Origin of the sequence: Desulfobacter postgatei 2ac9 (assembly GCF_000233695.2) — a bacterium.
Taxonomy (GTDB): domain Bacteria; phylum Desulfobacterota; class Desulfobacteria; order Desulfobacterales; family Desulfobacteraceae; genus Desulfobacter; species Desulfobacter postgatei.
Genome location: NZ_CM001488.1, coordinates 1,244,191 through 1,266,464, shown reverse-complemented (window position 1 = coordinate 1,266,464; position 22,274 = coordinate 1,244,191). Strand labels below are relative to the sequence as shown.

Genomic DNA, 22,274 nt, shown 5'->3' with positions numbered 1-22,274 from the left:
TCTCCTATTGTATTTTTTTGCTGTGACTGATTTCCGACACATATATGCCGCTGGCGTTATTGATGATTTCCTGTTGTGTTTCAGGAAGTTTGCGTTTGATGATAAGGTTGGCCTGAAAAGTGGTCCGGGAGAGTTCAACCCCTTTATGTGTCCGCTCTATTTCTCTCCATTCGACCAGCCAGGTTTCTCCGCTGACATAAAGAGGCAGGGCCATTATCCGCACCTCCACCAGTTTTTCTTCGCTGGAGATGTATGGATTGTTGTCTGCATACCATTTAGCCAGGATTCTTTTTGCAGCACCAATGGACATGAAACTTGATTGCTTTATATATTTTTCCTGCAGGGCGATATCCGCCGTGACTGTCCGCCAGGCCGTGATAAACTGGCCCAGGCTGTATTGAATCATCTCCTGGCTGGTCTCAAGCTTTCTGGCCATCTGTCCGCCGCTGATCCGCCCGGCCCGGTCAACCTCAACCATGTACGGGATCACTTTTTGCTGCCTGAGCTGTATGATATTTGCCGTGCAAAGCAGGACCGCAACAATCGAAACAAGCAGGGTTGACATCCGCCAGAGGTTTCTTTCCCTGATGAACGATCCATACATTTCTGACCAGGCTTTACGGCCTGCCAGGTAATGGTTTTCTTCCGCTGGTTGTAAAACCTGTTCCTGGTGTTCTGTGGCATTAATCATTATTCTTTTCCTCTTTGGGTTTTACTGCTTCGGCTATTTTTTCCAGGGCACTCAATGCGCCGCCCCTGGCACCGCTGAATGCCCCGGCCATGCCGCCGCTGGCAGCGCCGGCAGCGGCACCGACGCCCATGGAGGCCGCACCCGCAGCCATACCTGCGCCTGCCGCCATGGCTCCGGTCATGGCTCCGGCACTGCTGCCGCTGTGCAGTGTGACCATTTTGGCTATTGTGTCGGGCAATACTTTAATGAGAAACGCCAGAATGAAGAAACAGGCTGTGATAACAAGGGTTTCTGTAAAACTTTTAAAGGTGAATAACACCATATCTGCCAGGAATGAGCCCAGGATATATAGCAGGCAACGGATTACGAATAATTTAAGGCCGACACTGAGGGTGTATTTTAAAAAACCTGTGGCAAAGCCTCTGGTGTATCTCATACCGCCAAAGCCTAAAATAAAAATGCCAAGATTAAAGGATATGTAGGATTCACAGAGAATCACCAAATACATGCCGTAGATAAAAGCACCACATACGGCACTGCAGATTGAACACAGGCAGATGGCTGGAACTAACATAGGATTCCAGGAATACATCATGTTATCTGCGACCTTGAGGGCATCGGTGAAGACTTTTGCAAAGAACGCCTCACCAGGCGGCGAACCGCCGCCCGCAACATCCTGAGCCATTTTCAGCATACCTTGAATTAAATCAACACCCCAGGCCTGACCTTTTATGATGAGAGCCCAAAAGATACCGCCAAAAATTGCCGTCATGACAAGGTCTTCTACAACGTCTTGTAGTGTGGATTGTTTGAACCCCAGCTTTACGGCCATTACAACAAGCTGGATAACGAGAAGCCATTTCAGTAACCATAAAGCGTGGGTTTTGACGTTGTCGCCCCAGGTAGAACCTACGTCTTTGTATCCTTGTATGATTTTTTCGATAACTGTCTGATTAATATCAGCCATTGCTGAATTATTGAAAATAATTAAAGAACTTGCTATTATCAAAAAATAAAGACAAATTTTAACAGGAGTTCTTTTTATGTCTAAAAATTTGATCATCCTTACCATCTCCATCGTTGTCGCTATTAGTATCAGTGTCGGCGTTTATATCCGTGTGTCCGGTGACTCTGAGCCCGAGTGGAAAAGAATCGAAGCACAAGAGAAAAAAGTGGGGATAGATAGAGCTGACGCGGTTATAGTTCCTTGATTTATGGAATGATAACTGCATCTGTTCGGTCTACTCCAATTTTCATTTCCTGCTGCAAATCAGCATCCTTCAACTTTGCAGCATTGTGTTCTTGAGCCAAAGCGGCAGTCTGAGCCTGAACATAATTAGACAACAATGCCCTTGTCTGTCTCAATTCATGGACGGTGAGGGCGTTGATCTGGTTGCCGGCTTCAATTGCCTGCTGTCTGCCGGTTTTGCTTGAAAGAAGATCGTTCAAGTAGTCATCAAAATCCCCTGAATCCTGCAGGTCTTGTAACTGCTGGCCGCTAAGCTGGAAATTAGACTGTAAAACATTGTCAATTTTCTCAGAGGCCTTTGAAAACTGATCTAACTGCATTTGAATACGATCCTGCATCAATATGTCATCAATTTTTAAGTTCCGTAATTCAGGCCAGGTGTCAGTAAAAATTGTCAGCAGCGCTCCCATATCAGCCTTGTAAGAGTTCAGACGGTTCACATTGGCAACAGCTGCCCTGATTTGAGATTGAAGGTTGGGAAGCAGGTTGCCGGGCAGGTTCATGGTATTGGTGATGGCGTTTTCTGTTTGTTGAACGAGTTGTTCGTATTGTTTGACTGCTTCTGCCAACTGTTCAATATCTTTTATATATTCCAGGGCCTGGGTGAAATTCGTTGAACAATTCACACAAGTAACGGGTATCCCGGCCAGAGACACATTGACAAAGGCAATAACGGACAATAAAGCGATTGTGGTTTGGATTTTGTTTTTCATTTTAAGGCTCCTTAAATTTTAGGGATTTTATACTTCTGGCATGCAGCCATTGTGTCGGCCATTCAGGGCCGTACTCATTTATTAAATTCTTGATTGCGGCAATGTCTTCTTTGCCTGATACTCCGGCAAATGACAGGGCCAGGGGGGATAAAGATAAATTGATCAGGCGGCAGCCCTGTGAAGAGGTCACGTAATATTCACGTTTGGGGCGGGCCTGTGCGATGATTTTAACCTGGGTGGAATTGAGGCCCAGGCCGTGATAGAGTCCTTTTTGCGTCTCTTTCTCTGCATCCTGGTTTGGTAAAAATATCTTGGTTGGGCAGCTTTCCGACAACACATCTAAAATGCCTGAATTCCTGGCATCAGAAAGGCTTTGTGTGGCAAGCACAACGGCACAATTCGCCTTTCTGAGCACTTTTAACCATTCCCGTATTTTTTGCTGGAAAACAGGATGCCCCAGCATGATCCAGGCTTCATCCAGGATCAGCATGCTTGGCTGCCCTTTAAATGCTTTCTCTATGCGGTGAAAAATATACAAAAGCACCGGGATTAAGTTTGCTTCGCCAAGATTCATCAAATCTTCGATTTCAAACACTGTGTACTTTTCCAGGGTCATGGAATCGGCAGGGGCATCAAGGAGTTTGCCCATGGCCCCCTGGTTTGTATAATGCTGGATCGCCTCTTTGAGTTCCTGGTGCTGGATATAATGATACAGGTTGCTTAATGTGCGGTGCTGATCCGGGGAGTTCCTGATTTGTGTAACAGCGTCATGTATAGCTGTCCGGTGTTCAGGCTTGATATCAACTTTTTGCAGGGTGGCCAGGGTGGTTATCCAATCTTCCGCCCAGGCTTGTTCAGCATCTGTATCAATATATTTTAAAGGGCAAAAAGCCAGCCGGCTGTCATCGCCGGCAATGTGATAATGGGTGCCGCATGCTGCAGAGACCATGGGAAACATAGACAATCCCTTATCAAATGCAAAAATACACGCATCCTTATACCGCCGGAATTGTGCTGCGATCATGGCCAGCAAAACGGATTTACCCGCACCGGTAGGGCCAAAAATCAGGGTGTGGCCTAAATCGTTGACATGCAGGTTCAGCCTGAAAGGGGTTGATCCGTCTGTGGCGGCATACATCAGCGGCGGTGATCCCGGCGGATAAAAAGGACAGGGTGCTGTCGCAGATCCGGCATATATTGTTGACAAGGGTAAAATGTCGGCAAGATTCAGGCTGTGTAAAATAATGCGGCGCAGGTTGGAATAACTGTTGGCCGGGTGGGTTCCAAGCCAGCCTTCCAGGGCATTGAGGGTTTCCACCCGGGCAGAGAAGCCCTGGGATAAAACCACTTTCCGGATATCCCTGGTTTGCGTCTGCAACAACTCTTTATCTTCATTCAGCAGAATGATATTGCCGGAAAAATAACCGAATCCCACAAATCCGGATTGATTAATTAAATAGGCTTCCTCCGCATCCACGGCCATCAGGGCGGCATCTTTGTTTGGTTTTGCTTTGGCGTTATTGAAAAGCTTGTCAAAGAAACCAATGATTTTTTGGGACCAGCTTTTCCTGTAATTTTCTATCTGCTGCAAGGCTGTCCATTGATCCATACAGATATAACGGGTGTTAAACCGGTAGGGTATGGATAAACTGTCTAACCCGGACAGCATCATCGGGTAAGATTCTGCAGGGAAGCCGTCAATGGCAACGACACTGATATATTTATCCGCGATTTTCGGGACTATGCCGCCGGTGACATCCTGGGAGGATAAAAGATAATCAAGATACATAGGGATTTCCGGCAGTTTTATTTTGTGGCGTTCCCCTGTGATAATAAAGTTGATAATTTCCAGAACTTCTGAATATATGCCATTCTGGAGGGTTATATCCTTGAGTTGCCGGAGCCTAAAAGACAACGAAAGCCTGTCTTCGATTTCGACCAGGTTGTTTTGAAAGGTTTTTAACGCCTTGACACCGGCATCATCACCGTTTTTTCTCTGGCGTTCCTCCTTTTCTTCCGTATATAAAAAGGAATCCATTTTCTGCGCTGATATATCCGGCTTCCAGGTGATAAACAGATAATGGGTTGTGCGAAAATGCCTGCCCTTTTTAAAATATATTCTCCTTTCATCATCAATGGCTCTGGTGATCCTGTCAGGGAAATGATTTTCATTTTTATCAGGATAATAATCTTCAGGGCTCCGGATGCAGTCAAAATGCAGGGTGAAACCATCGCCTAAGTTTTTTAAAGATGCTGATATAGAACTTGAGAAGCTTTCAAGGTCTGTATCGGTTGAACTGGCCGTATCCCGGGTTGTTATTTCATAGCCCACCAGGAACGAACCGTTTTTACAAAGGATAATCCCGTTATCCGCCATCACGGCATACTGCAAAAGACTTTGCAGGCCCTTTTCTTTTCTGCCCATGGCATTGTAATGGATGGATTTATGGGGCAACTGCGGGCTGTCTTTGGCCGGGTAAAATTTTTTGTGCTGTACATGCTGCCGGAAAACCTTTGAGAGGATCGGCTCTTTTTTATTTGCTTTCCTGGCCAGGGCAAAGCCGCCCGACAGAATTACCAGACCTATCAGTATCTGCCAGGGGCGGTTGCCGCTGGATACAATCAGCACGCCGGCGGCAATACCAATGGGGAAAAGCAAATCCCGCTCTATGCCCATGATCAGGTCTGAACGATGCAGTGACCTATGTATTGCTATCCTTCGCATTATATTAATGCTCCGCTGCCGAATGTGAACAGCGTATCAATGATCGGTTCCGCCAGGGCCAGCACGGATATGATGCAGACAACAACAAGAAAACCTTTTGTCATCCCGTCCAAATCATCTTTTTTGAACCACATCACAAAAGCCGCCGCCAGGATCATCAGTATGGCAACGGATTTGGCCCACGGCCCGCGCAAGGTTTCCATCAAGGTTTCTGCCGGTGTTTCAAATTCCGAAATTGTTGATGCAAACGCAGTATCAACAAAGGTGATAACGCCAAAAAAAAGAAAGGTTGGTACAAGTAACGGTAAGACTCTTTTCATTTCTAAAACTCCTCTTTAAATAACCAGGTGAATTGACAGGCCTATAATGATGCCGAAAAGCACGGCGATCACCATATTCAGCGGGTTTGTTTTTTTGTTCGCCTCCTTGAATTTTTCTGCAAGAATATCTTGCTGGTCAGAAAGTTTTCGTGAGTATTCTTCGGCCATAAGCTCACACACAGTTGCAACGATCCAGACAGGATCATTGTCACTCACTGTCATTTTGTGCCTTTTGGCTATTTCCGCCTGGATTCTGTTTTTCATTCCTGCGGTTCCCGGGCCTCAATGATCAGGCCGGATTCATCCAGGATGTTCCAGATTTCATCCCTGGCTATTTTAAGCCGCTGTTTAGCCATGACGTTGAATTTGCCGGAATTGATTGCCTGGGCAAATGTCAGGCGGGACTTGAGCATCAGCTCCAGATCATAGCCAAAGGTTTCTTTTTTATACGTGGGCAAAACAATGGTGGTGCCGCCATGATCCCGGTTGGCCTTTTCCAGTTTGTGGTCTTTAAAGTCAATTTGACCGAAGAAAGGGTTTACCCATACTGTTATGGGGGTGTCCGGAAAACCTTCCATCAGGGAGGCAAGGCCCTGGATGGTATCACCTTCAGCCTGGCCGCCGGTGATCAGGGTATGCAGCGTGAGGTTGTGGCCGCTGGCTTGCAGGAAATTGGCAACATTGTTTTCCGACATGTAAGCAGCCAGGGGAACAAATGTGCTGGCACCGCTGTCAACAACGGCGAAGGCCTCATCCGGCAGCTGGATTAATTTTTCTATCATCGTGTCAAATAACCGGCTGTTAATGGAATCTCCTTCCATGATTTCTATTTTGGTCGCCTTTAATGCTTCATAGGCTGTCAGGGTTGCATTAACCGGATCAGCGTCCAGACATGCCAGTAACTGGTCTCTGTCAACCAGATATTGGCTTAAAAGACTGGCTGTAAAACTTTTCCCGACACCGCCCTTGCCCTGAAGGATCATATGTATTGATGCCATTTTTTCTCCCTTTATAATTGGTTATGGATGCAACTTGCTTTGCAGCATCCGGCTTTATCGCCAAGGCACATGGCATACATGGTGCCCCAGGCTAACATTATGATTTTTTGAAAATCCTTTTTGGAAACTTTGGTGAAATCTTCGAACCGGTGTTCTTTTTTGAATTTGTTGAATAAAAACTCATAGCTGATCCTGTCCTCGTAATAGGCCATGAAATCAAACAGCCCCCTTAAAGGCTGTAATTCATCTTCTGTGCAAAGATCTATAAACTCGTTCTGCAGTGTTTGTATTCCTGACCAGATGTACTCCATGGCGTTTTCATAACTTGATGTGGTGATGCCTTTCAGGTTTGTTATCTGCATAAAGGCACATAATTCAGCTTCAAGATTTTCAGCCGTGGTATTTTCAATCCATGCCCAAACCGAAATCAACCCTTTGAGCGCAAGCATCTTTTTTTCAGAAACATCGGCCCGCCGGAACCGCGGGGTAACACTTTGAACCGGCTGGGCCTGGACAGTCTCGACCCGGTCTTTTTGTGCGGTGACAGCCTTTAATTGTTCATACCCTTTTAATTGTGCAGCCCTGGCTGCCTGGCTGCGGAGGATATGCCCCATCATGCCAAGACCGGCCAAGGTGATCCCGTAGCCATCCTCTCTTGGGCCGTGATCTGCCACATGGCCCATTGGGATAAAATTTTCTGCCTTGAATGCAGCGGGGATATCAAGATAATGGATTTTTGTTGCCAGGGCATTGTGGGGCTGGTCAATTTCCCGGGCCAGTTTCCAGCTTGAAATGCCGAACTCGCCGGTGGGCAATAAAACTGTCAGATCGCTGTCTATTGGTATTTGTAACGCGGCTTTTAAATATAATTTATCCTTTTGAGCCCTTTCCATGGCGTTAAAAGCTTCAATGTATTTAATTTTCCACGCCATGGCTCTTTTGCCTGTAAAACCCATAACAAGCAAAACAAAACCATCACGGGTCATATTAAAAGCTGGTCGTTCCTCGCCTTTTGCATCGACATATTTAACGTCCTCAAAATTGAGGGCGTTAAAATCTTCTGGTATTTCAAGATGTTGAATTGTTCGGATAATATTATCATGTCTTTTTTTGAAATGTTCTGCCACCATCATTGAGGAAACCGTAAGTTTTCCGTTTGTGGTTAGAATATTGATTTTTTGTTTTTCTATTTCCATGTCCATCGTTAAACTCCCAAAAAAAATTAATGCTCTGTTTTAGGCTCCTCAAAACTGAGGAGTCTAAAATCAATAAATAATAAGAAATGCTTATTCTCCCTTCTTGATGAGGTTAAACGGTTTTTCATGTTCTTTTTCCGCCACAATAGAGTCAGTTGCATCTTCAATTGGGTACGGATCATTTGAATGGCTGAACTTTCCTTTTTGGGGGCTGGAGATTTGCCCTATGGTTTTTCGGGCTGTGGAAGTCTTCTTTTTTCGAGAGAACGGTGAGTTCTGGTCGTAGTTATCAACTATTTTCACCCAGGCTTTGTATGACATTGTGATTTTTTTCTGGGACACAAAATAATCAAAAACTGATTTTTTAGTGTAACCCTGTTCCAGAAGCTGCCGGGCTTCACCGTGAACTGCCAGATACTGACTTTTACATGTCGGTTTTAAATTCATTTTAAAGCCTTATTGATATCGAGTTTGTGGTGTTTTCTGACGTTATACTGGCGGCAAATTTCTGTGAAATTGGCATAACTGGTATTCCACTTGCCTTGTTTTAGAAGCATTCTATGAATTTGGGCCTTGGAGTATCCCTTGTTTAAAAGCACAATAATTTCATGCTTATTGGCCTGGAACTCAATTTCTCTGTCTCGGGCTATTTTAGGTCCCCGTTTCGGTGCAAGCCTGGGCGCTGGCGACTCGGCTAAAGATACATAAGTTTCTGTATAGTCTTTAAAAAACTTGGTAAAATGCGTGTACGACAAGGATATTTTACCGTCCTGACTAAGTTTTTGATGAATATGACTTATGGATAGGCCTTGAGAGAACAGCTGTGATATTTCTTCTATGTTTTCTTTAAATTCTTCATACCTAGTGGACTGAGGTTTAACAAACGGTTTCCAATAGGCGTCAAAAGCCCCTTTCAATTTTTTATACAGCCGTTGTATTGCCCTGCAGTCATCAAGCGCATTGTGCGTTTTGAGGTCAGACACATCAATACCCTGCTGCCGACAGGCCACTTCTAATTTTTGCCACTTCCAGGTACCGTAATATTCGTTGAATTCAATCTGAGCTATATCCGCATATGCTGCCCTTAAATCCCTGCATGGCGGGATAACTTGCGGCCAGACACGATCAAACGCCTCTGCTGTCTGCCGCATTAACCTGAAGTCAAAATCACAGTTATAGGTCATGATCGACTCTGCATTTTTTATGATCTCAAGAATATGGTCATGGTAATCCGCCCAGGTCTTGATGTGTGCCAGGGCACCAAGGGTAATGCCGTGTACAGATGCAGCCTGTTCCTTTATAAAAACAGATGGTTTGAACCTTTGATTAAAAAGTGTTTGGGTTGTATCTGCATCAATAATTGCCAGTTCAATAACCTGATCCTGGCTTTCCGTGCCGGTGTTTTCTGTACTAAGTATTAATTTCATCTAACCATCGTCTTTCTTTCAAAAACTTTGATAGTCCCGGTACCCAGCGGCCATTATCACGCTGCCAGTCCTGGGACATCTTGTTTTTTCCAATGATTTGTAAAAGTTCTGATGTTTTTGGTATCTCTCCAGCCTGAACAAGTTTTTTAAAATTGATCCAGGCCTGCCATTTCCCGGCTTTCCGGGGATATTGATTTAAAAGAACTTCAAATTGTTTTTTGAGAGGCAAACTATTTAATTCAGCTTCCTGCTGCTGTTTTTCAGCCAGAATCCTTTCCTGCTGTTCTTTGTGCTGCTGCCGTTGAATTTGATCCTTCAGCTTTTGATCGTCATCTTTTTTTCTTTGGCGTTCTTCCGAATAGACTTTAAAGACAAGGGTTTTAACGCCAAAAAAAGAAAAATCATCTTTGAGTATTTGACCGTAATGTTTTTCGATTCTTTGTAATGCTATTTCGTTTGGCCCTGACAGAATCACACTATCGTTCTTGATTTCAGCCTCCAGGCAGGGAAGCATTTTAGCTGCTAAATTAAGTTGGTCTTTTTCGATAATATACTCTCTGATTTTTGCCCAGGTTGCAGGCTCCTGGCGGTCTTGATTTGTGACTGATTCTGAGGGGGGTAGTGGGGGAGTATTTATATATAATCTATCTAGGGTATAATCCGACAAATTGCCGACATTTTGTTGATCCACAGCATGACACTCCCGGGTGGTCTCCAGGCCGCCGCCTTCTGGTAATTCTTGCTCAGCTTCAAACTCAATCTCCGCGGCCGCTTCCGGTTGAACCGGCGTGGGTGTTTCATCCGGTTTTTGATGAGGATTTGTTTTACCAGCCCTTAATTCCCTGAATTTAATGATTACAGGATGGGCAAGAAAATAATAGACCGTCTGCATCCAGCCGTTAAGTTCTTCCCTTACGGCGTTGATCAACCCTGCTTCCTGAAGGATCTTGACGTGTCTTTCAATGGTTCGATGGCATACATTTGTCCGGTTGGCTAAGGTTTCCATATTCACGAATGTATGGTCCTCACCAACCGCACATCTGACCATCGCCTTAAAAGTTTTTTCGATCCCTGCAGTCATTTTTCCACCATCTTTTCTTTCGATTTTCCCAAACCACAAATCAAGGTCATTCGCATAACCATGCGAAATTGTGAAAGTATTTGATCAGCGTCAATTATAATTCCCGCCGAACGACAATTAAAATTCCCGAAATTTAAAGAATCAAAAAATGGTAAAAGCATCCAAATTTTACTGAAGGAGTGATTTGGATGGTAACAAACCAACAAGTGAGGAGGTTGTTCAAGTTGATTCAATCTGAGAAGGATTTCGGGATCGCAGCAATGAAAGCAGGTATGGATGAGAAGACGGCTCGAAAGTACCGTGAAATTGGTAAATTACCAAGCGAGCTTCAACAGGAGCACGACTGGCGTACACGTAAAGATCCGTTTGAAGAGGCATGGGATAGTATCAAAGAAATGTTATCAATAAATCCGGGGTTGGAAGCCAAAACCATTTTTGAGGATATGCAGCGCAAACAGCCCGGCCGATTTGCCGATGGTCAATTAAGGACTCTGCAGCGACGGATCAAGCATTGGCGGGCCACAGAAGGTCCAGGCAAAGAAATATTCTTTGCACAAATACATAAACCAGGCGAACTATGCCAGTCTGACTTCACGCATATGGATAAGCTGGTGTCACCATAGGCGGCGTTCCCTTTGATCACATGATCTATCATTTTGTTTTAACCTTTTCTAACTGGGAAACCGGGAGCATATGTTTTTCTGAAAGTTTTGAAAGCCTGAGCCATGGCCTGCAAAATGCCTTATGGAACTTGGGCGGTGTTCCCCATCGTCACCGTACAGATTGTTTGGCGACGGCTGTTAACAAGGAGACCCATCCGGAAGAGTTCACCCGCAGGTATCAGGATCTTATGGACCATTACGGTCTGACACCTTGCAAAACGAACCCATCCAGTCCCAATGAAAATGGTGATGTGGAGCAGCGCAATTATCGATTTAAAAAGGCTGTTGACCAGTCCCTTCTGTTAAAAGGCCACCGGAATTTTAAAGACCGGGAGGAATATGAGTGTTTTCTGTCCAAACTGTTTTGCCAACTGAATGCCGGGCGAAAAGACCGCCTATCAAAAGAACTTGAAATTTTGCATCGGCTACCCAAAACCCGAATCGACTCATGTAAAAAACTGGATCTCAAAGTCGGTCCCGGCTGTACCATACGAGTTAATCACAACGTATACTCAGTGAACAGCAGGCTTATAGGAGAAAAAATACAGGTCCGCCTTTACATGGAATACCTGGAAATCTGGTACGGGCAAAAAAAGGTCGATACCTTGCCACGGTTACGGGGGGAAGGGAAGTACAAAATCAATTACCGGCATATCATTGACAGTTTGGTCAGAAAACCGGGGGCGTTTGAAAATTATCGATATCGTAATGACATGTTCCCCACCAGCCGTTTTCGGATCGCGTATGATTACTTAAAAGAGCGCTATACCGTTCAAAGCGCTGCGTCAAGATATCTGAAGATTCTATACCTTGCCGCAAAAGACAGTGAAGTGGCTGTAGACAATGCCTTGACGATTTTAATTAATGAAGGCCATGAGATCAGCAAAGATGCGGTCCAGCGGCTTATGAAATCTAATGCCCCTGTTGCCGGGCCGGATGATATCCATATCCCGGCCATTGATTTAAGCAGTTATGACCAACTTCTCAAAATGGTGGAGGCATGATGAGCGACAGAGACCAGATTGTAAACCATCTTAAAAGTCTGCACATGCCGACCATGCGCCGCAGCTATGAAGAAATGGCAGATCAGGCCCGGGCTGAGTCATGGGGGTATGAGCACTATCTTTTGCAGTTGCTGAATCTTGAATGTGAAGGGCGCTGGCAAAACCGGATAGCACGGAACCTGAGGGCATCCAGGCTGCCACCCTCGAAAACCTTTGAGAATTTTGATAAAAAGCGTCTTCCCATAAAGGTCGCTAATCATTTGAATGTACTGATCGACGGCTCTTTTTTAAATCAATCTGAAAACATTTTGGCCTTTGGAAATCCTGGAAGCGGGAAAACCCATCTGTTATGTGCCATTGGTCATGAATTGATTGCACAAGGAAAACAGGTCCTTTTCATCCCATGCAGCCATCTTGTCCAGGATCTGCTGATCGCCAAAAGGGAACTTGAGTTGACAAAAAAGCTCAAAAGTCTTTCCAGATTTGATGCCGTGATTATCGATGATATCGGATATGTCCAGCAAAGCCGGGAAGAGATGGAAGTTCTGTTCACCTTCCTGGCAGATCGGTATGAACAAGGCAGCCTGATGATCACCAGCAATCTTCCCTTTTCTAAATGGGAACAGATTTTTAAGGACCCTATGACAACTGCTGCGGCTATTGACCGGCTTGTTCACCACAGCATTATCTTCGAATTGAATGTTGAAAGCTATCGTATGGAGCAGGCCAAAAAGGAGGCAGAATCATGTTAGTGCATGAAATGAATACTCCGTATACCCGGGAAGAGATCGTAGAAATTGTCAAAATGATACGGCTACATTTATACAATAATGGGCTTCATTGTGGTGCCCGTGTTATCAGGGAGGACATGGAAGATGAGAATGTCCAGCCATTACCTTCTTTAAGCACTATTGGGCGTATCTTGTCACGCCATGGCTTAACACATGGCAGAACCGGAGTTTATAACAATCCCGTTTAAAAATAGGCGGATAATAAATAGTCATTTTTTTTATGCGAAAATCACCTGTATTTTTTGTAAAGCGTAATACATTTATCTATGGTTCTTTCATAGCAGAGCTTTCGGGTGTTTTTTCAAAGGAGACGGTATGCGTGGTGGATATAGAGGAAAACCAAAACCCAAATTGCCGACACATCTAAAGCGGGTTCCTGTAAATGCACGAATCCAGCAGTGGATGCTTCATGAACTCAAAAGAAGAGGTGAGGTTGGGATAGTTTTGGAATATATACTGATTGAAGCGGGTTTTAAGTACCAACCAGAAAAATGAAGAAAGGCCCAATGCCTCCGGCGGCCCTACGGAGTATTTGTTTCGCGCTATGGCGCGAGGATTTTACGCATTAAAGACAAAAACATGGGGGAAGGACAGCATACAGTAAAGTGCATACTGCCCCCCATGTCTTCGTCACCAGTCACGGCGCTCGGGGTGCTTCCCAGCAGTTGCCCTATCCTCCGGGCTGGGGTGGGGGATATTATCAATGTTACAAAAAATAGCAAGGGAATAATGGAAAACAAATACAAAATAAACAGGTTATAAAGAATGGGGAACGGGAATTTTAATTGTCGTTGAGGGGAAAAAATAATTGTCGTTGATCAAGATTCAATGTTCTCCTTCCTAACCGAAAAAACAAAACACCTCACCCTTCGCTTGACAAAACTCTTTTTTTGAGTTAACTTCTAAATTGAAAGTATTCAATTTAGAAGTTCAAGCTTCTACAGAAGGACCTCATCGGTGACCGCCGATGGGGTTTTTTTGTTTTTAGCGGTTACCTTTCTTTAGAAATAAGTTCACTCTCCATAAAAAAAATTTTATAATAGAGCGTAATGTAATAAAGAAAGAAGTTAGACGGGCGATCTGGTATTGTTTTCCAGACCACCACGTAAGGAGAGCCCAAATAAAAAAAGGCTCAGAAGAAAGAAATCTTCTAAGCCCTTAAAATTCGGTTTGGAGGCGGCTCCCGGATTTGAACCGGGGAATAACGGCTTTGCAGGCCGTCGCCTTACCCCTTGGCTAAGCCGCCATGTGGAGCGGGAAACGGGATTTGAACCCGCGACTTCGACCTTGGCAAGGTCGCACTCTACCACTGAGTTATTCCCGCTCAGCAACAGGAAATGTTTATAGTTGGATGCGCTGCGTTTGTCAATGAAATTTTAACATCATACTCATTTCTTCTTCTTTTTTTTCTTTTTCCAGTCTGCCAGGAAAGATTCGATGCCCTTGTCCGTCATATGATGGGCGGCCAGTTTTTTAAGCACGTCATAAGGGATGGTAGCAATGTCCGCACCCATCAGGGCGGACTGCAGGACATGCAGCTGGCTTCTCACCGAAGCCACAATGATCTGGGTGTCAAAATCATAGTTGGTAAAAATCTGGACAATTTCTTCAATGAGCCCCATGCCTTCCTGGGCCAGGTCATCAAGGCGGCCTACAAATGGAGAAACATAGGTTGCACCGGCCTTGGCAGCCATCAGGGCTTGGAGCGCGGAAAACACCAAAGTGACATTGGTGTTGATGCCTTCGGCAGATAATGTTTTAACCGCCTTAAGCCCGTCCACGGTCATGGGGATTTTCACGGCAATGTTATCGGCAATTTTCACAAGTTCCCGGGCCTCCGCGACCATGCCCTCATATTCCAGGCTGATTACTTCTGCGGAAACAGGACCGTCAACAATTTTGCAGATTTGGGCAATAATGTCTTTGAACTCACCTTCTTCTTTGGCGATCAGGGACGGGTTGGTGGTCACACCATCCACCATGCCCATATCATTGGCATCCTTGATCTGTTCAATATTGGCTGTATCAATAAAAAATTTCACGGGTCTCCTCCTTGGCCAGGGCAATCACCGCCTGGCTGTCATCTATTTTAATTTGTTCAAACAGTTCACCCACGGTCAGGCCGTTTACCGGGTGAACCAGATTCCTATCTATGTCGCAAAGGGGTTTCAATACAAAGGCGCGTTCATGCATTCTGGGATGGGGAATCACAAGAGTCGCCGTGTTTATCACGCTTTGACCGTAAAAAACAATGTCCAGATCAATCTTTCGCGGACCAAATCTGAAGGGTTTTCCGTTCGGATTCTGCTCTTTTTCAATGGTTTGCAGGACGTCTAAAAGCTGTTTGGGAGAACAAGTCGTTTGGATCTTAATGGCTGCATTCACAAACCAGTTCTGATCCGTATAATTTTGGGGCGCTGTCTTATAAAATTTTGACAGGGCCTCTATAAAAATCCCTTCTGTTGCCCCAAGGCGCCTGATGGCCAGAGCAATGTTGGCAATTTTATTTCCCACATTGGCACCGATGCTTAAAAATGCAGGCGTCAGGGATAAGGAATCAGGGAAATTCAATATAAAGGGTATCCGATACCTTACTTTTTATATTGCCATGCCCCAGGGCCTGGACCCTGAAATAATAATGAAGGTCCTTGTCAAGGGTGTATACAAAACTTTTCCCGGGCATGGGGACCACGCCCAGAGATTTGAATATAAAGGGGCATCCTTGGCAGCCATCCAGGGGTTTGGTGGCCATGAATATCTCAAACGCTTCAACCTTTGCCCCTTGTTCCTGATCCTGCAAAGGTCCACAGATCCATGAAAGAGTCAAATTACGATCCTTGAGCGTATATTTCAGATTTGTGGGAGCAGCAGGGATGTCAGCGTCCCGAATCGGGGCCACGGGCGGCCCTTTTTTACCGCATCCCGGGGTCACAAAAAGAATGCCTGCCCCCCAAAAGACAATCAAAACAGATATGACTATTCGCTCAAATATTCGGTTCAAATCCCGAGATCCTTTTTTGCCGCATCCACGGCCGCAGATACGTTCTCAAATCCGGTCCCACCATAGGAGTTACGCCGGGCCACCGTGGCATCCAGGCTGATAAAACCATAAACATCTTTTTCAATAAGATCACTGAAGGCATGCATCTCTTCAAGCGTCAAATCATCCAATTCCTTTTCCTGCTCTATGGCAAAGGCCACCGCCTTTCCAGCAATCCCATGGGCCGTTCTGAAGGCAACGCCTTTGTTAACCAGATAATCCGCAAAATCCGTGGCATTTAAAAAACCGGTCATGCAGGCAGCCCGCATCCGCTCCTTATGCACCTCAATGTGCGCAAACATTCGGGTATACACCTCAAGACAAACTTTCAGGGTATCAATGGTATCGAACAAGGGTTCCTTGTCTTCCTGCATATCCTTGTTATAGGCCATGGGCAAGGATTTCATGGTAGTTAAAATCGCCATAAGATTACCCACCACGCGCCCTGTCTTACCCCTGACAAGTTCGCACACATCCGGATTTTTTTTCTGGGGCATAATGGAAGAGCCGGTGGTAAAGGCATCGGAGATGGTGATAAAAGCAAATTCTGATGTGGACCATAAAATCAGCTCCTCGGACAACCGGGACAGATGGATCATGCAGATGGAGGCATGGGAAATAAATTCCATGACAAAGTCACGATCAGACACAGAATCCATGGAATTTTCCGATACCCGGGAAAAGCCTAGAACCTGACAGGTATATTCCCGGTCAATGGGAAAAGTGGTGCCGGCCAGGGCGGCGCAGCCCAGAGGCATCACATCCAGGCGCTTCAGGGAATCTTCCAGCCGCTCCACATCCCGCTTGAACATCTGATAGTATGCCAGCATGTGATGAGCAAACAATACGGGTTGGGCCCGCTGCATATGAGTATATCCGGGCATCACTGTTTTTTTGTTGGCATCGGCAAGGGTCACCAGTGCCGCCTGAAAATCTTTAAGCATCTGGATAAGGGTTAAGGTCTCGTCCTTGAGATAAATACGCACATCCAGAGCCACCTGGTCATTACGGCTTCTGCCCGTATGCAGTTTCCTGGCCACAGGGCCACAGACATCGCCTAAATGTTCCTCCACATGCATGTGTATATCTTCCAGGGCATCGGTAAATTCCATTTCATTATTATCAATACGGGCTTTTACCGTGTCCAGGCCCTGAACCAGGGTTTCTGCATCCTCTGATGAGATAATCCCCTGTTTTGCCATCATTTCAAGGTGGGCCTGACTGCCTTTTATATCGCTCTCATAGAGACGTTTATCCACGTTTATGGACGCGTTAACAGACTCCACCAGTTTATCCGTGGATTCGGCAAACCGACCGCCCCATAATTTCTCGCTCATTATTTTTTCTTCCTATGTAGATCTTCTCTTTCAGCCTAAAATTAAGCACTCGAGAATGGCCTTGTGCATATGCCGCTTATTTTCCGCCTGATCCCAGAACGCTGCATTTTCAGCTTCAAGAACAGATTCGGCAATCTCCTCCCCCCTGTGAGCGGGCAGGCAGTGAAGCACCAGACAATCATCCTTGGCGCCCTTGAGCAGTTGCTCATTGACCTGGAATCCCTTGAACGTTTTGAGTCGCCCTTCAAGCTGGTCTTCCTCACCCATACTGGCCCATACATCCGTATACACAACATCGGCACCCTTAACAGCCTCTTTGGGGTCATTGGTGAACACAATATTTTTCTTTGTGTCCGCCCCGGATGCGGCAATGATATCGGGCTTGATATGGTGATTGTCGGGACAGGCCACCATCAGCTCCAGCCCCAGCACGGAGGCTGCATTGACCCAGGAATTGGCCACATTATTACCATCTCCTACCCAGGCGATTCTAACATTTTCATACCCGCCTTTATGTTCAATCACGGTCATGATGTCGCTTAAAATCTGGCATGGATGATAGGTGTCTGTCAGCGCGTTAATCACTGGAATCGTCGAACTTTGGGCAAATTCTTCCACCAAATGGTGGTCAAAGGTTCTCATGGCCAGGCAGTCAATGTAACGGGATAAAACCCGGGCCGTATCCTTTGCCGGCTCATTTCTGGATATTTGGGTATCCTGAGTACTCATATATATGGAGTGTCCGCCCAGCTGGATCATGGCCGTTTCAAAAGCAATGCGAGTCCGGGTAGATTTCTTATCAAAAATGAGGCCCAGGGTTTTGCCGGCCAGAAGAGAATCGAAAATACCTTTTTTATGACGTTCCTTCAGACTTAAGGCCCTTTCAAAGAGGGTTATAAAATCCTGGGGTTCAAGATCCAGTAAACACAATAAATCCTTCTTCAATGATCTTCTCCTGCAAGCAGGCTGTCCAGCGTGGCAACCAACTGATTAATTTCGGCCGTCTCTATAATCAGGGGAGGTGCAAATCTAAGAATTTTATCTTGAATTGCATTAATAATAAAGCCTTTTTTGAAGCACTCAGACACATACTCTGTGGCTGTTTTCCCCTTGGAAATATCAAGCTCCATGCCGATAAGCAGGCCTTTTCCCCTGACATCCACCACTTTGCGATGCTTTTCTTTTAAACTATTGAGCTGCGCCATAAAATAAGCGCTTTTCTCACGGACAGATGCCAGAAAACCCTGTTCAGAAATCAAACGAACCACTTCAAGGGCTGCAGCCGTGGCAAGGGGAGTGCCGCCAAAGGTGGAGCCGTGGCTACCAATTTCAAATCCCTCGGCGGCCTCTTTATTGGCGAGCATAGCGCCGATGGGCACCCCATTGGCCAGGGCCTTGGCAAGGGTCATAATGTCAGGTACGACATCATAGGATTGGTGTGCGAACAGTGTGCCGCAACGGCCCATGCCGGTCTGGATTTCATCAAAAATCAGCAGAGTGCCGGTATCCGTGCACAGCTGCCTTACGGCCTTGATATATTCGGGATCGGCAGGGACGACCCCGCCCTCCCCCTGGACAGGCTCCATCATTACCGCACACACCGTATCATCTACAACAGCTTTAAGCGCCTCAATATCATTGAATGGCACATGGGCAAACCCATCCAGCAGGGGATAAAATCCCTTTTTGATTTTGTCCTGACCCGTGGCGGACAGCGTGGCCATGGTCCGTCCGTGAAAGCTTTGCTGCATGGTCACGATCTTGAACCTGTCGATCTCCCCCTTTGCCTGAAAAAACCGCCGGGCAAGTTTGATGGCAGCCTCGTTGGCTTCGGCCCCTGAATTGGCAAAAAACACGCGGTCAGCAAAGGATTTTTCAGTTAAAACCTTTGCAAGTTCGGCTTGAGGTCTTGTGTAGAACAAATTGGACACATGCAGCAGAGCGCCGGCCTGGGCACAAATGGCTGCGGTGAGATCGGGATGGCAATGCCCCATATTACATACGGCAATGCCGGCCAAAAAATCGGTATATACATTTCCCTGATCGTCATAAAGTTTGCTGCCCCGACCTTTGACAAAGGGCCGCCCCTCACGCAAATAGGTCTTAAACACATGATCTTGGGTAAGTTGAATGCTCATTATTTTATTTCCTTAATTATTAAACTTTTTGGCAAACAGCTGGGTGCCTATCCCTGAATCCGTAAACAGCTCCAGCAAAACCGCATGGGCAATTTTCCCGTTAATGATATGGGCTTTTTTAACGCCGGCATTCAAGGCGGAAAGTCCGCATTCCACCTTTGGAATCATGCCTCCTGAAATCCGGCTGTCCCGAATCATCTGGCGGGCCTGCTGCTCATTTAACGAAGAGATAAGCGTCTTGTCACTGTCCAGCACCCCGTCTACGTCCGTGACAAGAATAAGGCGCTCGGCACTAAGTGCGGAAGCGATTCTTGCCGCCACCACATCTGCATTAATATTGTATGTTTCGCCTTTGGTGCCCACACCCACCGGCGCAATAATGGGGATAAAGCCCTGGTCGCTCAACGTGTGAATGATCTCCGGATTTACCCGGGACACATCCCCCACCATGCCCGGATCAATGATCTCCGGTGGCTTGGTTTCATCTTCCTGGTGATAAATGGTCATTTTTTCGGCCAGGATCAATCCTGCATCCTTGCCCGTAAGACCTACGGCCCGTCCGCCTTCCAGGTTGATTCGGGAGACGACATCCTTGTTCACCTTGCCGCCTAAAACCATTTCCACCACATCCATGGTGGCATCGTCCGTATACCGCATCCCCTTGATAAAGGTAGATGTGATCCCCATGGCTTTGAGCGCTTTATTGATCTGGGGACCGCCGCCATGGACCACCACAGGATTGATTCCGATGGTTTTAAGCAGGATAATGTCCTTGGAAAATTTGGTTTTCAGTTCCTCATCTACCATGGCATGTCCGCCATACTTGATCACCACGGTTTTTCCGGAAAATTTTTGGATATAGGGTAAGGCCTCTATCAATATGTCTGCAACAGTATTTTTCATAAGATATACCTGCTTAAGTCCTGGTTTCTGGCAATAGTTGACAACTGTCGTTCAACAAAATCAGAATCAATGGTAATACTGGTGTACTCCACATCCGGGGCATCAAATAAAATCTCTTCAAGCAGCCGTTCCATAAGTGTATGAAGCCGCCTGGCCCCGATGTTTTCCATGGATGCATTCACCTCAACGGCAATCCGGGCAATTTTATCCACAGCCCCCTGGGTAAAACTTAATTCCACCCCTTCGGTGCGCAGCAGGGCTATGTACTGCAGCACCAGGGCATTTTTAGGCTCGGTGAGAATACGGGTAAATTCCGATGCGCCTAAAGAGGAGAGCTCCACCCGGATGGGAAATCTTCCCTGTAACTCCGGAATAAGGTCCGATGGTTTGGACACATGAAAGGCACCCGAGGCAATAAACAGAATATGATCTGTTTTGACGGTACCGTATTTGGTAGGCACGGAACTGCCTTCCACAATCGGCAAAAGATCTCTTTGCACCCCTTCCTTGGAGACTTCGGGTCCGTGACTCTTTTCTTTACCCGCAATCTTGTCGATCTCGTCGATGAAAATGATGCCGGACTGTTCGACCATTGTAATGGCATCGTTTTTGACCTCGTCCATATCCACCAGATGGGCCGCCTCCTCCTGGGCAATCAGGGCAAGGGCGTCTTTGACTTTTACATTGCGGCGCTTGGTGTTTTTGGGCATCAAATTGCCAAGCATATCTTTCATATTGATACCCATCTCCTCGATGCCGGCATTTGAAAAAATTTCCACCATGGGGAAATTTTTTTCCGGGACATCAATATCTATTTTACGGTCGTCAAGCTTGCCGTCATCAAGCATTTTACCAAGCTTTTCGCGGGTATGGGCGGAATTATCTTCAGGCTTTTGTGAATTATCATCCCCGGTATCCAGCCCGAAGCCGGGACTGCTTTTTGGGGAAGGCAACAGAATATCAAGCACCCGCTCCCGGGCGATTTTTTCCGCCTTTTCCTGAACCGCTTCCTGCTGACGGCATTTGAGCGTGTTTACCGTAAGTTCAACCAAATCCCGGATCATGGATTCCACGTCCCGGCCCACATACCCCACCTCGGTGAATTTGGATGCTTCCACTTTGTAAAATGGGGAATCCGTCAAATTGGCAAGGCGTCGGGCAATTTCGGTTTTGCCGACGCCTGTGGGGCCGATGAGGATAATATTTTTAGGTGCAATCTCATCCTGGAGATCCGGTTCGACTTGCCTTCTGCGCCATCGGTTTCTCAAGGCCACAGCCACTGATTTTTTGGCGGCATTCTGACCGATAATGTACTTATCCAATTCTGTTACAATCTGGTGGGGTTTTAAATCCTTCATTCAATGGTTTCCAATGGTTAAACGGACAATTTTTATTAACTTTCTCTTTATTAACTTATATTATTTCACTCTATGGTTTCAATGGTAACATGGTGATTGGTATATATACAGATATCTGCGGCAATTTTCATGGATTTTTCCACAATCTGCACCGGTGAAAGATCCGTATTTTCAATCAGGGCCACGGCTGCAGCCTGGGCCGCGGTGCTGCCCGACCCGATGCTGATGATGCCTTCATCCGGTTCAATCACATCCCCGTTACCCGAAAGAAGATACAGGTTTTCTTTATCGGCTGCAATCATCATGGCCTCAAGACGGCGAAGATATTTGTCCGTACGCCACTCCCGGGCAAGTTCCACACAGGCCCGGGTCAGGCTGCCACTGTACTGATCCAGTTTCTCCTCAAGCTTTTCGGCCAGGGTCAGTGCATCGGCCGTGGCCCCTGCAAATCCTGTAATAATCCGGTCATGGTAAATCCGTCTGACCTTCCGGGCTTTATGTTTTGTTACAACATTGCCTAAAGTAACCTGTCCGTCACCGGCGACCACCACCATGTCTCCGGTTTTAATAGCAAGAATTGTGGTACCGTGAAATTGTTGATTATCCATATATGCGTCTCTCCTGATTCTGTTCGCCATAAA

Annotated in this window: 23 protein-coding genes, 2 tRNA genes and 2 pseudogenes; 4 read left to right on the top strand and 23 right to left on the bottom strand. The window is 46.1% G+C overall.

Features of this window, described 5'->3' with window-relative positions; translation table 11 throughout:
- Positions 1-4 precede the first annotated feature (4 nt).
- Together DESPODRAFT_RS05830 and trbL are read right to left on the bottom strand one after the other, a co-directional pair.
- A complete protein-coding gene (locus DESPODRAFT_RS05830) occupies positions 5-691 on the bottom strand; it encodes a VirB8 family type IV secretion system protein (RefSeq protein WP_004072110.1) in 687 nt (228 codons plus the stop codon).
- Positions 684-1,658 carry a P-type conjugative transfer protein TrbL gene (trbL, locus tag DESPODRAFT_RS05825; RefSeq protein WP_004072108.1) on the bottom strand — a complete coding sequence of 325 codons (975 nt, stop codon included), beginning with the start codon at positions 1,656-1,658 and terminating at the stop codon, positions 684-686. The genes DESPODRAFT_RS05830 and trbL overlap by 8 nt, the downstream gene beginning before the upstream one ends.
- 76 nt (positions 1,659-1,734) lie before the next feature.
- Here trbL and DESPODRAFT_RS20260 point away from each other — a divergent pair, with 76 nt between their 5' ends.
- Positions 1,735-1,902 (top strand): hypothetical protein, encoded by a 168-nt coding sequence (locus DESPODRAFT_RS20260; RefSeq protein WP_004072106.1) that lies wholly within the window; start codon positions 1,735-1,737, stop codon positions 1,900-1,902.
- A 1-nt stretch (position 1,903) separates the two neighbouring features.
- Here the strand turns inward: DESPODRAFT_RS20260 and trbJ are convergent, their stop codons facing one another.
- The 10 genes and pseudogenes from trbJ to DESPODRAFT_RS21840 form a co-directional block, all read right to left on the bottom strand.
- Positions 1,904-2,653, bottom strand: a complete 750-nt coding sequence (gene trbJ, locus DESPODRAFT_RS05820) for a P-type conjugative transfer protein TrbJ (protein ID WP_004072104.1) — start codon at positions 2,651-2,653, stop codon at positions 1,904-1,906.
- 1 nt (position 2,654) lies between these two features.
- Entirely contained in the window at positions 2,655-5,378 is a 2,724-nt protein-coding gene (locus DESPODRAFT_RS05815; protein WP_004072102.1) for a VirB4 family type IV secretion/conjugal transfer ATPase, read from the bottom strand.
- Entirely contained in the window at positions 5,378-5,698 is a 321-nt protein-coding gene (locus DESPODRAFT_RS05810) for a TrbC/VirB2 family type IV secretion system protein (RefSeq protein ID WP_004072101.1), read from the bottom strand. Before DESPODRAFT_RS05810 ends, DESPODRAFT_RS05815 begins: the two co-directional genes overlap by 1 nt.
- Positions 5,699-5,713: 15 nt before the next feature.
- Positions 5,714-5,962 (bottom strand): hypothetical protein, encoded by a 249-nt coding sequence (locus tag DESPODRAFT_RS05805; protein ID WP_004072099.1) that lies wholly within the window; start codon positions 5,960-5,962, stop codon positions 5,714-5,716.
- On the bottom strand, positions 5,959-6,696 hold the full coding sequence (locus DESPODRAFT_RS05800; protein ID WP_004072097.1) for a nucleotide-binding protein: 738 nt from the start codon (positions 6,694-6,696) through the stop codon (positions 5,959-5,961). The genes DESPODRAFT_RS05805 and DESPODRAFT_RS05800 overlap by 4 nt, the downstream gene beginning before the upstream one ends.
- 11 nt (positions 6,697-6,707) lie before the next feature.
- Positions 6,708-7,898, bottom strand: coding sequence for a Rha family transcriptional regulator (locus DESPODRAFT_RS05795; RefSeq protein WP_004072095.1), 1,191 nt, complete (start codon positions 7,896-7,898; stop codon positions 6,708-6,710).
- Between the two features lie 84 nt (positions 7,899-7,982).
- Entirely contained in the window at positions 7,983-8,339 is a 357-nt protein-coding gene (locus DESPODRAFT_RS05790) for a TraK family protein (protein WP_004072092.1), read from the bottom strand.
- Entirely contained in the window at positions 8,336-9,319 is a 984-nt protein-coding gene (locus DESPODRAFT_RS05785) for a 3'-5' exonuclease (protein WP_004072090.1), read from the bottom strand. Before DESPODRAFT_RS05785 ends, DESPODRAFT_RS05790 begins: the two co-directional genes overlap by 4 nt.
- Complete coding sequence (locus tag DESPODRAFT_RS20890; RefSeq protein ID WP_245532091.1) at positions 9,303-10,010, bottom strand: hypothetical protein; 708 nt, start codon at positions 10,008-10,010, stop codon at positions 9,303-9,305. Before DESPODRAFT_RS20890 ends, DESPODRAFT_RS05785 begins: the two co-directional genes overlap by 17 nt.
- Before the next feature lie 243 nt (positions 10,011-10,253).
- Positions 10,254-10,367: pseudogene (locus DESPODRAFT_RS21840) on the bottom strand (helix-turn-helix domain-containing protein); the annotation flags it as partial.
- Between the two features lie 260 nt (positions 10,368-10,627).
- Between DESPODRAFT_RS21840 and istA the strand changes: the two are divergent.
- The 3 genes and pseudogenes from istA (at position 10,628) to DESPODRAFT_RS05760 (ending at position 13,352) form a co-directional block, all read left to right on the top strand.
- A pseudogene (istA, locus tag DESPODRAFT_RS05775) lies at positions 10,628-12,066 on the top strand (IS21 family transposase).
- Entirely contained in the window at positions 12,063-12,818 is a 756-nt protein-coding gene (istB, locus tag DESPODRAFT_RS05770) for an IS21-like element helper ATPase IstB (RefSeq protein WP_040015801.1), read from the top strand. Before istA ends, istB begins: the two are co-directional and overlap by 4 nt.
- A 354-nt stretch (positions 12,819-13,172) precedes the next feature.
- Positions 13,173-13,352: a hypothetical protein gene (locus DESPODRAFT_RS05760; RefSeq protein ID WP_004072081.1), complete on the top strand. Its 180-nt coding sequence runs from the start codon at positions 13,173-13,175 to the stop codon at positions 13,350-13,352.
- Positions 13,353-14,028: 676 nt separating this feature from the next.
- Here DESPODRAFT_RS05760 and DESPODRAFT_RS05755 read toward each other — a convergent pair.
- From DESPODRAFT_RS05755 to hslV, 11 genes are all read right to left on the bottom strand, one after another.
- Positions 14,029-14,103, bottom strand: a tRNA-Cys gene (locus tag DESPODRAFT_RS05755).
- A gap of 3 nt (positions 14,104-14,106) precedes the next feature.
- Positions 14,107-14,181 (bottom strand) — tRNA-Gly (locus DESPODRAFT_RS05750).
- 64 nt (positions 14,182-14,245) lie between these two features.
- Positions 14,246-14,899: a fructose-6-phosphate aldolase gene (gene fsa, locus DESPODRAFT_RS05745; RefSeq protein ID WP_004072079.1), complete on the bottom strand. Its 654-nt coding sequence runs from the start codon at positions 14,897-14,899 to the stop codon at positions 14,246-14,248.
- The gene (gene folK / locus DESPODRAFT_RS05740) at positions 14,883-15,428 is read right to left on the bottom strand and encodes a 2-amino-4-hydroxy-6-hydroxymethyldihydropteridine diphosphokinase (RefSeq protein WP_004072077.1); all 546 of its coding nucleotides are present in this window, start codon (positions 15,426-15,428) and stop codon (positions 14,883-14,885) included. The genes fsa and folK overlap by 17 nt, the downstream gene beginning before the upstream one ends.
- Entirely contained in the window at positions 15,415-15,858 is a 444-nt protein-coding gene (locus DESPODRAFT_RS05735) for a hypothetical protein (protein WP_004072075.1), read from the bottom strand. Before DESPODRAFT_RS05735 ends, folK begins: the two co-directional genes overlap by 14 nt.
- On the bottom strand, positions 15,855-17,234 hold the full coding sequence (gene argH, locus DESPODRAFT_RS05730) for an argininosuccinate lyase (protein ID WP_004072073.1): 1,380 nt from the start codon (positions 17,232-17,234) through the stop codon (positions 15,855-15,857). Before argH ends, DESPODRAFT_RS05735 begins: the two co-directional genes overlap by 4 nt.
- A gap of 30 nt (positions 17,235-17,264) precedes the next feature.
- Complete coding sequence (argF, locus tag DESPODRAFT_RS05725; protein ID WP_004072071.1) at positions 17,265-18,179, bottom strand: ornithine carbamoyltransferase; 915 nt, start codon at positions 18,177-18,179, stop codon at positions 17,265-17,267.
- Entirely contained in the window at positions 18,176-19,372 is a 1,197-nt protein-coding gene (locus DESPODRAFT_RS05720) for an aspartate aminotransferase family protein (protein WP_004072070.1), read from the bottom strand. Before DESPODRAFT_RS05720 ends, argF begins: the two co-directional genes overlap by 4 nt.
- Positions 19,373-19,384: 12 nt before the next feature.
- A complete protein-coding gene (gene argB, locus DESPODRAFT_RS05715) occupies positions 19,385-20,275 on the bottom strand; it encodes an acetylglutamate kinase (protein WP_004072068.1) in 891 nt (296 codons plus the stop codon).
- The gene (gene hslU, locus DESPODRAFT_RS05710) at positions 20,272-21,633 is read right to left on the bottom strand and encodes an ATP-dependent protease ATPase subunit HslU (protein WP_004072065.1); all 1,362 of its coding nucleotides are present in this window, start codon (positions 21,631-21,633) and stop codon (positions 20,272-20,274) included. Before hslU ends, argB begins: the two co-directional genes overlap by 4 nt.
- 65 nt (positions 21,634-21,698) lie before the next feature.
- Complete coding sequence (hslV, locus tag DESPODRAFT_RS05705; protein WP_004072064.1) at positions 21,699-22,241, bottom strand: ATP-dependent protease subunit HslV; 543 nt, start codon at positions 22,239-22,241, stop codon at positions 21,699-21,701.
- Between the last annotated feature and the right edge of the window lie 33 nt (positions 22,242-22,274).